We start from the raw sequence: 13,220 nt of genomic DNA, 5'->3' as shown, positions 1-13,220 counted from the left end.
CTTGCGGATGCACGCCGTCGAAAAAACGCCAGGCCGTCGTCGGACGACCGGCCGCCTTCCGATCAGGCTGGGGTCCTGAACCCCGCAGCGATGGCCGCCGCCATCGGGTTGGGACGGCCGAAGCTGTCGAAGGGCAGGGGCTTGTCCTTGCCGTCGTCCTTTTCGCCCTGGCGATACCAGCTGTCGGTGTCGCGCAGGCCCCAGGTGGTGAAGGCGAACTGCTGGGCCTCGGGCAGGGCGGCGAAGGCGTGGGCCAGTTCGGTCACGCGCGCCCCCTGGGCGGTCAGGCGTTCGGCCTGACTGCGGAAGTCCAGCCGGTCCTCGGTGCGCAGGGTGCAGTCCAGCTCAGACACATGGATCGGCAGGCCGAACTGGGCGGCCTCGCGCATGAAGGCGGCGATCACGCCCGGCTTGATGTCGATCCACAGGTGGGATTGCAGCCCCAGTCCCTGCAGCGGGCAGCCCGCTTTCAGCAACCGCTCGACCAGTTTCAGGAACTGCGCGCCCTTCGCCGGCACGCTTTCCTGATTGTACTCGTTGAGGAAAAGCAGGGCTTTCGGATCGGCGGCGCGCGCCCTTTCGAAGGCGCGCAGGATATAGCCGTCGTGGCCGTAACGGGCGCTCCAGTGGCAGTCGCGCATCCCCGACCCGTCGTCCAGGATCGGCTCGTTGACCACGTCCCAGCTGCGGACCTTGCCGCGATAACGACCGGCCGTGGTTGCGATATAGCCGTCGAAGGCCCGGTCGAAGGCGGGGCCGGACAGGCCCTCGAACGCCTCTTTCCCTTGCGCGTACCAGATCAGGGTGTGGCCGTGCAGGGCCATGGCGTTGGCCTGGGCGAAGGCGGCGATGCGGTCCGAGCGATCGAAGTTGGGGCGATCCAGGCCGTCGGCCAGGATATATTCCATCTTCATCTCCCACTCGGGCGTGAGTTGGGAGGCATTGGCGCGGGCCAGCGCGACCCAGTCCGGGTCGTCGATCTGGCTGGCCTTGATCGCCGCGCCGAAGGGGGCGGGGGCGACGGATTTCAGCGGCCGAACGTTCGGCGGCGTCGCCTCGGCCGAGGCGAAGCGGTCGCAGGCGGCGAGGGCCAGAGGGGCGGCGAGGACGGTGCGACGGGTAAGATCCTCCCCCGAGAAGCGCAGCGGAACGGGGGAGGGGGACCGCGAAGCGGTGGAGGGGGCGGCCTCAGGTAGACTGTCAGCCTGATGAGCATGTTCTAATGTCGACGGTTCGTGCGACGTCCGCCCCCTCCACCACGCTACGCGCGGTCCCCTTCCCCCGCCATGCGAGGGAGGATCTTTGGAGTCAGACCGCACGTTTCCGCAGACCCAATTCGTCGAAGGCGGCGGTTTCGCGCTTGGCGATGGCGACCAGCTGGTTCAGGCGGGTGGTTTCGGCGACGTGTTCGAACTTCTTCAGCTCTTCGAAGGCGCCGGTCAGGGCGTCGCGGGCGCCGGCTTCCTCGGCGTCCAGCACCGACAGGTCGCCCTCGGCCTGGGTCTTCCTGGCCTTCCAGCCGTTCAGATAGGCGCCCAGCATCAGGGCGGCTTCGGCGTCCAGGCGGGCGCGGTCCCGTTCGGCCTCGGCCTCGGCGTCCAGAACGGCGATGCGCACCTCGGCGCCGGCGCGGCGTTCGGCGATCTCGGCCAGGCGCTTCTGCAGCGTCTCGACCTCGTAGTTGGAGATGCGGATCAGGGATTGAGCCCAAGCGGTCATTTCGTCGTCACTCTCTGATCATGCCTTGATTGAGGATTGCTTCCAGCCGGGTAAAGGAATCGGAAAGACGGGTGGCGTCGTCCTTGTCCTGACCCAGGAAATCCTCCAGCGCGGGGTTCAGGGCGATGGCGCGGTCTACGATGGGATCGGCGCCGGTGCGGTAGGCGCCGATCTTGATCAGCTCCTCCATGTTCGCATAGGCCGACAGACATTGGCGCGCCCGCTTGTTCAGTTCGCGCTCGGGCGGGGTCTGGCAGCCGGGCAGGGTGCGGCTGACGGATTTCAGCACGTCGATGGCGGGGAACCGCCCGCGCTCGGCGATCTTGCGGTCCATGACGATGTGGCCATCCAGAATACCGCGCACGGCGTCCGCGATCGGCTCGTCATGGTCGCCGCCATCCACCAGAACGGTGAACAGGGCGGTGATGGGCGCCGCCGTCGTGCCGTCCGGCCGGATCGGCCCAGGCCCGGCGCGTTCAAGCAGCTTGGGCAGTTCGGTGAAGACGGTGGGCGTATAGCCCTTGGTGGTCGGGGGCTCGCCCGCCGCCAGACCGATCTCGCGCTGGGCCATCGCAAATCGGGTGACGCTGTCCATCAGGCACAGCACCTCCAGATCCTGATCGCGCAGGAACTCGGCGATGGCCATGGTCATATAGGCGGACTGGCGCCGTTTCAGGGCCGGTTCGTCACTGGTGGCGACCACCACGACGGCGCGTTTCAGCCCCTCTTCGCCCAGGGTCTCTTCCACGAACTCGCGCACCTCGCGGCCGCGTTCGCCGATCAGACCGACGACGACGGCGTCGCAGGTCGCCTCCTTGGCCAGCATGGACAAAAGCACCGACTTGCCCACGCCCGACCCGGCGAAGATGCCCAGCCGCTGGCCCCGGCAGGTGGTGGTGAAGACATCCATCGCGCGCACGCCCAGGTCCAGACGCTCTCCGACCCGGCCGCGGGAATGGGCGGGCGGCGGGGGTGCGCGCAACGGATAGGGCGCCGGCCCCTGAGGCAGGGGGCCCTTGCCGTCGATCGGCTGGCCGAAGGCGTCGATGATCCGGCCCAGCCAGGCGGTGGTGGGGCGCACGCTGGCTGCGGTCTCGATGATCCTGATGTCGGCGCCGGGGGGCACGCCCTCGACCGGGCCGAAGGGCATCAGCAGGGCCTTGGAATCGCGAAAGCCGACGACTTCGGCCGGGAGGGGGTCATGGCCGCGCCGGCCGATCTCGGCCCGCGCCCCGACCGCCAGACGCGACAGGCCGCCCCGCGACTCGATCAGCAGGCCCGACACGCCCGCCACCTTGCCGGTGACGACCAGCGGGTCGATCGCTTCGACGGCGGCGACGAGATTACGCAAGCGGACGGCCCCAGGAACAGACCTCGATCAGATGGGCCATCGTGGTTAACGACCGATGAAGTCGGTTTCCATTCCAACCTTTGCAGTAACGCGAGTTGTGTGCGGTATGCAACTCAAGGGCGAAAGACTTCCGAAACCAATTGGGTGTCAACCTTGCAACCGAGGCGGGCGGGGGCTCGCTGATCGCGAAGGGGTGGAACCATGTTCGCAAAGCCGCATCGGGCCCGTGTGCAGATGCAGGACCGCTTGGCCGATCTGGATGGGAAGATGGCCGCCATCGGCCGATCCCAGGCGGTGATCGAGTTCAGTCTGGACGGCGTGATCATCGACGCCAATCAGAACCTTTTGACCACCATGGGCTACAGTCTGGATGAAATACGGGTCGCGCATCACCGGCAGTTCATGGATCCGGTTGAGGCGGCCTCGCCGGAATACGCCGCCTTCTGGCGCGAACTGAACGCCGGCCGGTTCCTGGCGCGCAAGTTTCGCAGGCTGGCCAAGGGCGGGCGCGAGGTCTGGCTGCAGGCGTCCTACAACCCGGTCTTCGGTCCCGATGGGCGGCCGGTGAAGGTGATCAAACTGGCCATCGACATCACCGAACAGGAGCAGGAGGCGGCCCGGCGCGAGACGGCGCGGATCGCCGCCGAACAGGCCCAGACCGTTCTGGTCGAGGCCCTGGCCGGAGTGCTGGCGCGCCTGTCGGCGGGCGACCTGACCGCGCGGATCGACGCGCCGGTCGAGGGGGCGCATCTGCGGGTGCGCGACGACTATAATGCGGCGGTCGAAAGCCTGCGCCAGACCCTGGGCCAGGCGTTGGGGGCCATCACGGCCTTGCGCGGCGGGGTGGGCGAAATCTCCGGCGCCTCGGACGACCTGTCGCGCCGCACCGAACAGCAGGCGGCCAGTCTGGAGGAGACGGCGGCGGCGCTGGATCAGATCACCGCCACCGTCAAACGCAGCGCGGACGGCGCCCGTCAGGCCTCGACCGCCGCCGCCGGCGCCCGCGCCGAGGCGGATCGCTCGTCCGAGGTCGTGCGTCAGGCCGTGGAGGCCATGGACGGCATCAAGCGCAGCTCGACCCAGATCAGCGACATCATCGGAGTGATCGACGAGATCGCCTTCCAGACCAATCTGCTGGCCCTGAACGCCGGGGTGGAGGCGGCCCGCGCAGGCGAGGCGGGCCGCGGCTTCGCCGTGGTGGCGTCAGAGGTCCGCGCCCTGGCGCAGCGTTCGGCCGACGCCGCCAAGGAGATCAAGACCCTGATCACCACCTCGGGCCAGGAGGTCTCGCACGGGGTTCGACTGGTGAATGAAACCGGCGCGGCGCTGGCGGCCATCGCCGTCAAGGTGGCCGAGATGGACGCCCTGGTCTCCGAAATCGCCGCCTCGGCCCAGGAACAGGCGACCGGCCTCAGCCAGGTCAACAGCGCCGTCAACCAGATGGATCAGGTCACGCAGCAGAACGCCGCGATGGTGGAACAGACCACGGCGGCGGCGATCAGCCTGAAGACCGAGACGGACCAGTTGGCGCAACTGGTCGAACGGTTCGAGACAGGAGAGGCCCCGCCGCGCGTCCACGATCTGTCGCGCGGCGCCGGCCCCATTCCCCTGGCTCGCGAACGCGCCCGCATCCGCGCCTACGCCACCGGAAGCGCGGCGACGGCGACCGTCAGCGACGGATGGGAGGAGTTCTGAGGCGGCTTTCAGCCGTCATTTTGCGGCGCCCTTAGGACGAAACTAAACCGGCTCCGGCCCTGTCTGCGGCTCGCGCGTCGTGGCGATGGCGCCGACGGAGGCGGCGACGATGGCGGCGATGGCCAGCCATTGCTGTCCCGTCAGATGCTCGTGCAGGATGATCAGGCCGGCCAGGGCGCCGACGGCCGGTTCGGCGCTCAACACCACGCCGAAGGTGCGTTTGGGAATGGCGCGAAGGGCCACCATCTCCAGCGAATAGGGCAGGGCGCTGGAGAAGATCGCCACGGCCACGCCCGCCAGCACGATGGCCGGGTTCAGCAGGGCCATACCGGCGTGGGCCACGCCGAACGGCACGACGACCAGGGCCGCCACGCTCATGCCCAGGGCCACCGACTGTCCGGCGTGCAGGTGCGACAGCCGCTTGCCGAACACGATATACAGCGCCCAGCACAGGCCGGCGAATGCGGCCAAACCCATTCCCACCGGATCCAGCGCGCCCACGCCGGTCTTCAGCGGCAGCAGCAGCCCCAGGCCCAGGACGGCGAAGCCGATGCAGACGAAGTGCACGGCCTTGCGCGAATGCAGCAGCGCCAGGGTCAGCGGTCCCATGAACTCGATGGCGATGGCCAGCCCCAGCGGAATGGTCCGCAGCGACATGTAGAAGCTGAGGTTCATCGCCCCCAGCACCACGCCGTACATAGCCACGGCGCCCAGATCGGCGCGCGTCAGGCGGAACCGCCAGGGCCGGAACACCGCGACCAGAATGACGGCCGACAGACCGACCCGGTAGGCGGTCGTTCCCTGCGCCCCGATCACGGGGAACAGGGTCTTGGCGAAGGAGGTGCCGCACGCCAGCGTCATCATGCCGCCGAACAGCGCCAGATAGGGGATCAGCCGCGCCATCAGCGGCGAGGACAGGTGCGATTTCAGGGCCACGGCGGTCATGGCCGATGACTAGCCCAAATAAGGTTGCGCTTCCCGGCGATTTCCGGCCTGAATGCGGCTGAATCCGGCATAGAAGGGTATCAAATGACGAATTTCGTCACGCTGGATGCGTTCGACCACAGGCTGCTGGATCGCGTCCGTCGCAACAATCAGGAACCGGCGCGGGTGACGGCCGAGGCGGTGGGTCTGTCGGAATCGGCGGTGCTGCGGCGATTGCGGCGGCTGCGAGCCGAGGGGGTGATCGTGCGCGACGTGGCCATGATCGATCCGGCCCGGATCGAGCCGCGCATCGTCCTTCATGTCCAGGTCGAGATGAACACCCAGGACCGCAAGATGATGGACGCCTTCCAGCGCGCCATGAAGGCCAGCCCCGAGGTTCAGGGCTGCTGGGACGTGACCGGCGAGACCGACTATCTGCTGACCGTCGCCGTCCGCTCCATGCAGGATTACGAGGCGTTCGGCATTCGCGAATTGGTCCCCGAAAAAGGCGTGCGCGGCTTCAAGAGCATGATCGTGATCCGCGAAGTGGTCGCCTTCGACCCCGCTCGCGCGGTGCTGGGGCGCTAGAGGCGGACGGTCGAAAGGCAGCCGCTCTGAAGGTCTCGCGCAGAAATGATCGTGCGCGGCCCCTTGCGCTGGGCCCTCAGGCCTTATCTGTTACGGGCCGCAGTTTCACGGAGACCTTCCTCATGTCCGACTTCAGCTATGACGCCGCCCGCCACCTGAAGAAGGGTCGGGGCAAGGTGTATGATTCGATCATCGACACCATCGGCGACACCCCGCTCGTGCGCCTGCCGCGCCTGTCGGCCGAATACGGCGCCAAGGCCACGGTGCTGGCCAAGCTGGAGTTCTTCAATCCCATCGCCTCGGTCAAGGACAGGATCGGCGTGGCCATGGTCGAGGCGCTGGAGCAGGCGGGCGAGATCGACCAGAACACCGTGCTGATCGAACCCACCAGCGGCAACACCGGCATCGCCCTGGCCTTCGTCGCCGCCGCCAAGGGGCTGAAGCTGATCCTGTGCATGCCCGAGAGCATGTCGATCGAACGGCGCAAGATGCTGGCCCTTCTGGGCGCGCAGCTGGAGCTGACGCCGGCCGAGAAGGGGATGAAGGGCGCCATCGCCCGCGCCCAGGAACTGCTGGATTCGACCCCGAACGCCATCAGCCCCTCGCAGTTCGAGAACCTGGCCAACCCCGCCATCCACCGGGTGACGACGGCCGAGGAAATCTGGAACGACACCGACGGCGCCGTGGACATCATCGTGGCGGGCGTCGGCACCGGCGGCACCATCTCGGGCGTCGGCCAGGCGTTGAAGGCCAAAAAGTCGTCCGTCCAGATGATCGCGGTGGAGCCCGAGGCGTCGCCTGTGCTGTCGGGCGGCCAGCCGGGACCGCACAAGATCCAGGGAATCGGCGCCGGCTTCGTGCCCGCCATCTATGACCCCTCGGTCGTGGACGGGGTGGAGCAGGTGTCCAACGACGACAGTTTCGACATGGCGCGCAAGGCCGCCCGCGTCGAGGGGATTCCGGTCGGCATCAGCTCCGGCGCGGCCCTGACGGCGGCCTTCCGGCTGGCGGCGCGCGACGAGAATGCGGGCAAGACCATCGTGGTGGTGATCCCGTCCTTCGCCGAACGCTATCTTTCGACGGCGCTGTTCGAGGGCCTTTAGTCGGCGCTTGTTTTCCGCTTTCCGACGACGCCGCCGCCGCGTGGCGCTGTCGGAAAGCGACCGATCGCCAAGCGGAGCCTTTTCGCCGTTCGCGTGTTCGATAGCGGACGCGCGTGCGGCTCCGCTTGGGAGGCGGGCGGACGCGCGTTGGATCAACAACGCCGGAGCGTTCCATGCCTGTCGCCCTTCGCCTGATCGCCGCCGCCGGGGTGTCCGCCCTGGCCCTGGCCGCCTGTTCGAACAACGAGGACAAGGCCGACGCCGCCATGTCCCCCGAACAGCAGGCCGCCGCCGCCGCCAACACCCCCGTCACCGCTCAGCCGCGCCAGACCCGCACCGTGCCGGTCGATGTGCAGGGCGTGACCGAGGTCGGGGCCACGGTGCGGGTCAAGAACGTCGATCTGGCCGAGGACGCCACCATCCTGGACGTCAGCATCTCCTTCGCCAGCGACATGACCAACAATGTCGAGATGGCCACCGCCGCCACCTATATCGAACTGCCCAACGGTCAGAAGCTGCGTCTGAAGCCGCCCGAGGGCAATCCGAACATGAACATCGTCAAGGGCGACACCATGAACGGCCGCCTGGTTTTCATGGGCGCCGTTCCGGCGGGGACGCCGCAGATCTCGCTGGTGTTCAACGAGGGTTCGACGTCGGACAGCATCATCGGCCCGTTTCTGCGCATGACCATTCCGCTGACGGCCCAGGCGGCGAGCGCAGGAGCCGCCGGATGACGGGCCGGCATGCGCCCGCCATGGCGGCCGCCCTGCTGGCCGCCGGTCTGGCGCCCTGCACGGCCTCGGCCCTGACCGTGCGGCTGATGAGCGGCAGCGCCATCGGCATGAAGTCCACCTTCGAAAAGGTGGAGACCCCGCGCTCCACCTTCGACAAGGCGGGACCGGACAGCGAGTTGCAGAGCGTCTTCGTCTCGTCCGAGGTCGCGCCCGAGCGGGTGGAGACGACCCGCACCCTGCTGAGCGAACTGAATGCGCGGCGCAGCGACGGCGTCATCGTGATCGACCTGCCGGCCGACGTCCTTTTCGACTTCGACAAGGCCACGATCCGACCCGATGCGGAACCGGCTCTGGCGCGGGCGGCCGAGCTGCTGAAAAGCTATCCGCGCGCCCAGGTCAGCATCGGCGGCCATACCGACGCCAAAGGCGATGACGCCTATAACGAGGGTCTGTCGCTGAGACGCGCGCGGGCTGTGGCGGATCGGCTGCAAGGCCCCGCCGGCCGGTCGCTGAAAGCAGAGGGCTTCGGCGAACGTCGCCCCGTTGCGCCCAACGTCAGGCCGGACGGCGCAGACGACCCGGCGGGCCGTCAGAAGAACCGGCGCGTCGAAATCCGCATCACCCCGCAGGCGGGGGGTTGATCATGGCGCTGATCCCCTGTCCGGCCTGCGCGCGTCAGGTGTCCGAGGCGGCCGTAGCCTGTCCCAACTGCGGCCATCCGATCGCGGGCGGCCAAGGCGGCACGTTCAAACAGGCCCTGACCCGGCCCGAGGCGGTGAAAAGCGGCTTCACCGTTCTGGGCGTCTTCGTCGCCGCGCCGTGGATCGCGCGCATCCTGGCGTTGATCCTGTTCGTCATCCTGGCCATCGTGGTGGTGATCAACAAGAGCTGAGGCCCTCACGCCCGGTTAACCGCTCGCGCCTAGATTGGGCGAATGGGCGAACTGACAGCCATGATCGGGCATAAGCAGGGCGGCGACACGCCGCTGCGGGCGCGCCGGGCGCTGCTGAGGCGTCTGGCCGATGTGGTGTCGCTGCCCGCCAGCCGGATCAACGCCTTCGAACGCGCGGTGACGGGCGATCTGCTGGTGGAGATGCTGCGTCTGGCCTCGCGCGAGGAGCGTCGGCGCGTCGCCGCCCGCCTGGCGCCCCTGGCCGAACTGCCCAACAGCGTGGCGCGCATCCTGCTGCGCGACGAGGTGGAGATCGCCGGGCTTCTGATCGAACAATGCGCGTCCCTGAGCGACGCCCTCATCGTCGGCTGCGCGCGCGACGCCAGCGCCGACCATCGCCTTCTGATCGCGGCCCGGCGCGGCCTGTCCGAGATCGTGACCGAGACCCTGTTCTCCTTCGGCGAGATGGCGGTGATGGAGGCGGTGCTGCGAAACCCGACCGCCCGCCTCTCGCAGGTGGGGATCGAGGCGGTGGTGGGCCTGAGCCGACAGTCGCCGGGCCTGTGCGGCCTTTTGCTGAAACGCCCCGAACTGAGGCCGTCGGGCGCCTATATCATGTTCTGGTGGTGCGGGCCGGACGACCGTCGCACCATCCTGCAGCGGTTCGCCGTGTCGCGCGAGGTGATGCAGGAGGCGTCCGAGGATGTGTTCGGCATGGCTGCGGCCGAGGACTGGTCCGACCCGGTGGCGCGCAAGGCCCTGCAGTTCATCGAGCGGCGCCAGCGCAATCGCGGCGCCATCGCCAAGAGCCCCTTCGACAGCCTGGAACAGGCCGTCATGGTCGCCGGCCGCGACGGGCTGACGCGCGAGACGGCTTCGGAGATCGCCTTCCTGTCGGGGGTCAAGCCGCTGACGGGCGCCAAGCTGCTGGGCGATCCGGGCGGCGAGCCGCTGGCCATATTGTGCAAGGCCACGGGTATGTCGCGCGCCGACCTGACCAGTCTGTGGCGCTCGATGCGGCGGCCCGAGACGACGGCCGATGGTCACGTGCATCCCGATTGGGAGCGGGTGCAGATCACCTATGAGATGCTGGCCGTGGACCGGGCGCAGACGGTTCTGCGTTACTGGAACTGGTCTCTGTCCTCGGCGCTGACGCCCAGTCTGTTACGGGCCATACGCGACGGCGAGGACGATGTGGTCGACGAATATTCGGCGCCCGAACGCGCGGCGATGATGGTTCTGGCCGAAGACTTCGGCCGCTGAGCTTCACCACTACAGATATATGCAGTAACGTGCATAGATCGGTCATGACGTACGGATTTGCTTTCGAACCCGAATAACTCTATTACCCGACGCAGGATGTTTCGGCTGGACGTTCGGTCGAACGCAATAGATCAGGAAAGCGAAGACGCGAATGGAAGATAAGCCCGAACTGCTTGAGATGACCGCAGACATCGTGTCCGCCTATGTGGGCAACAATACAGTCTCGGCCGAGACCCTGCCGTCGCTTATCGCCAGTATCCACGCCGCCCTGTCGGGCGTTTCCAATGGCCCGGTCGAGGCCGAGCCGGAACCCAAGGAACCGGCGGTGCCGATCCGCAAGTCGATCGCGCCCGACTTCCTGATCTGCCTGGAAGACGGCCGCAAGTTCAAGTCGCTGAAGCGCCACCTGCGCACCAAATACGACATGAGCCCCGAAGAATACCGCGCCAAGTGGGGTCTGCCGAAAGACTACCCGATGGTCGCTCCGAACTACGCCAAGGCGCGTTCGGAACTGGCCAAGTCGATGGGCCTGGGCCAGGGCGGCCGCAAGCCGGCCCGCACGCCGCGCGTCAAGAAATAAGCCGGATCCTTTCGGTATAGAGACGCCCGCTTCCGAAAGGAGGCGGGCGTTTTTGTTTTGGGGGGGCGCACAATCTTCTCCCTCCCCGTTCCGGGGAGGGTGGTCGCGCAGCGACCGGGTGGGGGCGGCCCGGCAGGGGCGCGCTTGCCGGAAACTCCAAGTGTCGTGGGACGTCGCTCTGCCGTCCCCACCCCGCTTCGGCTGCGCCTCAGCCACCCTCCCCCGCAGGGGGAGGGAGAAGTCAGTAGTGCGTTACGCCGCCTGCGCCGTGCGGCGCATCCGCCAGAAGCGCAGGGTGCGCAGGGCGGCGTCGCGGGTCAGTTCGCCGTACATCCGGCCATAGGCGGCGGCCTTGCCCATCGGATTGTCCTCGGACCCCAGCACGGCGACGGCGTAGGTCAGATAGACGGCGCGGTCCATGTCGGCCGCCTTGCAGACCACGGACAGGGCGTCCAAATCCTTGCGCTCGACGATGCCGCGCGCGGTGTGGAAGTCGATGTCCGCCAGCTTGGACAGGGCGATCAGGAAGGGCGTCCGACCATTCGAGCGCAGGAAGCGGATCAGCACCTGGGGCGTCAGTTGGCCGGCCGCGTGCAGTTCGTTCACATAGGCCAGGTTCTCGGCGTAGTCGGCCGGCAGGGCGCCGTCGTCGGTGGCGACCCGGGTGCGGCCGGCGGCCAGCGCCGCCTCCAGCAGTTCGGGGTCCATCCGCGCGTTCTGTTCCAGAATCTGGTGACGCAGCCGGGCCTCGACGACGAAATACATCTCGTTCAACAGGTCGACCGGCAGGCTTTGGCGCTCGATGGTGGCGGCGTGCAGGGCGGGATTGGCCTTGGCCCGTTCGACGGCCGTCTCGGACGCCGCGCGCGACAGGCGGGCGCCGTCGTTGCGCAACAGGGCGCCCAGGGTGTCGTCGTCGCCGCGCTCGACGATGATGTCCGACACCGCCTCGGACACCACGGCGCGGCCCGACACGGCGCGCAGATGACCCTGGCTGCGCCGGCGCACCACCTGCATCAGGTCGTCCTCGGTCAGGACCGCAGAGGCGCGCAGGACCGGCTCCGACACCTCCAGCTCGTCATCGGCGAGGCGCCGGATCAGGCTGTGCGGCGCATTGGCGGCGGGGGCGAAGCGGGCGGCCAGCTCGACGCGCACGGCCTGCTCCATTTCGGCGGACAGCTTGGCCAGGACGGCGCCGTACAGGGCGGTCTCGCTCGGGCTGTGCTCGGGGGCGCCGAAGAAGTGGCTCGTCAGTTCGCGCAGCAGCAGGCGGCGCTTGTCGCTGGATTCCTCGCCGGCCAGGGCGATCAGGTCGGGCAGGCGCGACGCCGAGACGACGGCGGTCTCGACCATGGACGTGTCGCTCATGGAAGGTCGTCGGCCTGGGTCTGCGGCACGGCGCGCAGCGAGCCGTTGGCGTTGCGGATCAGGGCGGGCGGGCCGTCGGGCTGGGCCAGGTCGTCGGACTTGGGCGTCTGGGTCATCTGCACGGGCAGGGCGTCCAGATAGGTCGGCTGGGGCGTGACGATGGTGTCCGGGTGGCGGCCGGCCTGGCGGTGGACCGAATAGTAGCGGGCGGTCTGCTCGCCGGGCGGCAGCTGGGCCGCCTGCTGGGCGCCGGCGACGGCCGCGCCGTCCAGGGCGACGCCGCTCTGGGGTCGCATCAGACGATAGATGGGGGCGTCGCGGCGCGGGGCCATCGGGTCGGCGGCGGTCTGTCCGGCGACCTGGGCGGCCGGGGTCTGGTCGGGCGTCGGCTGGACGGCGGGCGTCTCTGCGGGCGCGGGCTGGGGGGAGGGGGCGGGCTGGGGGGAGAGCGGCGGGACGGGTTGCGCTTCGGCCATGGCGGCAGGCGTGGGTCCAGGCGCCGGGGGCTGGCTGACCGCGACCGGCTGCGGGGCCGGCTGATAGGGAACGGGGGCGGGCGTTTCGGCGGCGGTCGAGGCCGGAGGCGGGATGGGCGCCCCGGCGGGGCGAACGGGGGCCAAGGTCGGATAGGCTTGCGGGACGTTGCGGGCGGCCTGGGGGTTGGTCCAGTCGCTGGCGGGCGTCAGACCTCGGCGAGGCGAGGGCGATGGCGACAGCGCAGGGGAGGGCGGCGTGTCTGCGGGCGACGGGGCCAGACGCGCCAGGGGCAGGGTGCGGCTGGCGGCGACGACGGTCGGGGCGGCCTCGGGCGAGGCGGGCGTGCGGATCGGCGCGGGGGCGGGCGCCAGGCGGGCGCCGACCGGCGGCTTGCCGGGCCAGGACAGATAGCGCAGCCCCGCGCCATTGGTCGGCGCCGACTGGGCGACGGCGCCGCCGGCAAGGGCGCTGGCCGCTGTCAGGACGGTCGTGAGAACGAGGGCGCGGCGCAAGGCGGCTCTCCGGC

General features: G+C 68.8%; 14 protein-coding genes. 8 read left to right on the top strand and 6 right to left on the bottom strand.

Annotation, left to right across the window (positions count from 1 at the left end; all coding sequences use genetic code 11):
• Window positions 1-62: 62 nt before the first annotated feature.
• Genes KZX42_RS05155 through fliI form a run of 3 tightly spaced genes read right to left on the bottom strand, consistent with a single transcriptional unit; the run spans window position 63 to window position 3,070 of the window.
• Window positions 63-1,319, bottom strand: a complete 1,257-nt coding sequence (locus KZX42_RS05155) for an endo-1,4-beta-xylanase (protein WP_248117713.1) — start codon at window positions 1,317-1,319, stop codon at window positions 63-65.
• Window positions 1,309-1,719 carry a flagellar export protein FliJ gene (locus tag KZX42_RS05150; RefSeq protein ID WP_248117712.1) on the bottom strand — a complete coding sequence of 137 codons (411 nt, stop codon included), beginning with the start codon at window positions 1,717-1,719 and terminating at the stop codon, window positions 1,309-1,311. Before KZX42_RS05150 ends, KZX42_RS05155 begins: the two co-directional genes overlap by 11 nt.
• A 7-nt stretch (window positions 1,720-1,726) precedes the next feature.
• Window positions 1,727-3,070 (bottom strand): flagellar protein export ATPase FliI, encoded by a 1,344-nt coding sequence (gene fliI, locus KZX42_RS05145; protein ID WP_248117710.1) that lies wholly within the window; start codon window positions 3,068-3,070, stop codon window positions 1,727-1,729.
• 201 nt (window positions 3,071-3,271) lie between these two features.
• Between fliI and KZX42_RS05140 the strand changes: the two genes are divergently transcribed.
• A complete protein-coding gene (locus tag KZX42_RS05140) occupies window positions 3,272-4,765 on the top strand; it encodes a PAS domain-containing methyl-accepting chemotaxis protein (RefSeq protein WP_248117708.1) in 1,494 nt (497 codons plus the stop codon).
• A 42-nt stretch (window positions 4,766-4,807) separates the two neighbouring features.
• Here KZX42_RS05140 and KZX42_RS05135 read toward each other — a convergent pair whose 3' ends face one another.
• Window positions 4,808-5,710 carry a DMT family transporter gene (locus KZX42_RS05135; RefSeq protein ID WP_248117706.1) on the bottom strand — a complete coding sequence of 301 codons (903 nt, stop codon included), beginning with the start codon at window positions 5,708-5,710 and terminating at the stop codon, window positions 4,808-4,810.
• Between the two features lie 84 nt (window positions 5,711-5,794).
• On the opposite strand from KZX42_RS05135, the gene KZX42_RS05130 reads away from it, so the two are divergent.
• The 7 genes from KZX42_RS05130 to KZX42_RS05100 all read left to right on the top strand — a co-directional run bounded on the left by KZX42_RS05130 (window position 5,795) and on the right by KZX42_RS05100 (window position 10,849).
• Complete coding sequence (locus tag KZX42_RS05130; RefSeq protein WP_248117704.1) at window positions 5,795-6,277, top strand: Lrp/AsnC family transcriptional regulator; 483 nt, start codon at window positions 5,795-5,797, stop codon at window positions 6,275-6,277.
• A 122-nt stretch (window positions 6,278-6,399) separates the two neighbouring features.
• Complete coding sequence (gene cysK, locus KZX42_RS05125) at window positions 6,400-7,380, top strand: cysteine synthase A (RefSeq protein WP_248117702.1); 981 nt, start codon at window positions 6,400-6,402, stop codon at window positions 7,378-7,380.
• Between the two features lie 173 nt (window positions 7,381-7,553).
• Complete coding sequence (locus KZX42_RS05120; RefSeq protein WP_248117700.1) at window positions 7,554-8,114, top strand: hypothetical protein; 561 nt, start codon at window positions 7,554-7,556, stop codon at window positions 8,112-8,114.
• Entirely contained in the window at window positions 8,111-8,755 is a 645-nt protein-coding gene (locus KZX42_RS05115; RefSeq protein ID WP_248117698.1) for an OmpA family protein, read from the top strand. The genes KZX42_RS05120 and KZX42_RS05115 overlap by 4 nt, the downstream gene beginning before the upstream one ends.
• 2 nt (window positions 8,756-8,757) lie before the next feature.
• Window positions 8,758-9,006, top strand: coding sequence for a hypothetical protein (locus KZX42_RS05110; RefSeq protein ID WP_248117696.1), 249 nt, complete (start codon window positions 8,758-8,760; stop codon window positions 9,004-9,006).
• A gap of 42 nt (window positions 9,007-9,048) precedes the next feature.
• Complete coding sequence (locus KZX42_RS05105) at window positions 9,049-10,269, top strand: DUF2336 domain-containing protein (protein WP_248117694.1); 1,221 nt, start codon at window positions 9,049-9,051, stop codon at window positions 10,267-10,269.
• 151 nt (window positions 10,270-10,420) lie between these two features.
• A complete protein-coding gene (locus KZX42_RS05100; RefSeq protein ID WP_248117692.1) occupies window positions 10,421-10,849 on the top strand; it encodes a MucR family transcriptional regulator in 429 nt (142 codons plus the stop codon).
• 252 nt (window positions 10,850-11,101) lie between these two features.
• Here the strand turns inward: KZX42_RS05100 and KZX42_RS05095 are convergent, their stop codons facing one another.
• Together KZX42_RS05095 and KZX42_RS05090 are read right to left on the bottom strand one after the other, a co-directional pair.
• Entirely contained in the window at window positions 11,102-12,217 is a 1,116-nt protein-coding gene (locus tag KZX42_RS05095) for a DUF2336 domain-containing protein (protein ID WP_248117690.1), read from the bottom strand.
• The gene (locus KZX42_RS05090) at window positions 12,214-13,206 is read right to left on the bottom strand and encodes a hypothetical protein (RefSeq protein WP_248117688.1); all 993 of its coding nucleotides are present in this window, start codon (window positions 13,204-13,206) and stop codon (window positions 12,214-12,216) included. The genes KZX42_RS05095 and KZX42_RS05090 overlap by 4 nt, the downstream gene beginning before the upstream one ends.
• Between the last annotated feature and the right edge of the window lie 14 nt (window positions 13,207-13,220).

The organism is Brevundimonas sp. EYE_349 (assembly GCF_023147505.1).
Lineage (GTDB): Bacteria > Pseudomonadota > Alphaproteobacteria > Caulobacterales > Caulobacteraceae > Brevundimonas.
The sequence above is the reverse complement of the archived record's forward strand: the minus strand, read 5'-3'. Positions and strand labels throughout refer to the sequence as shown.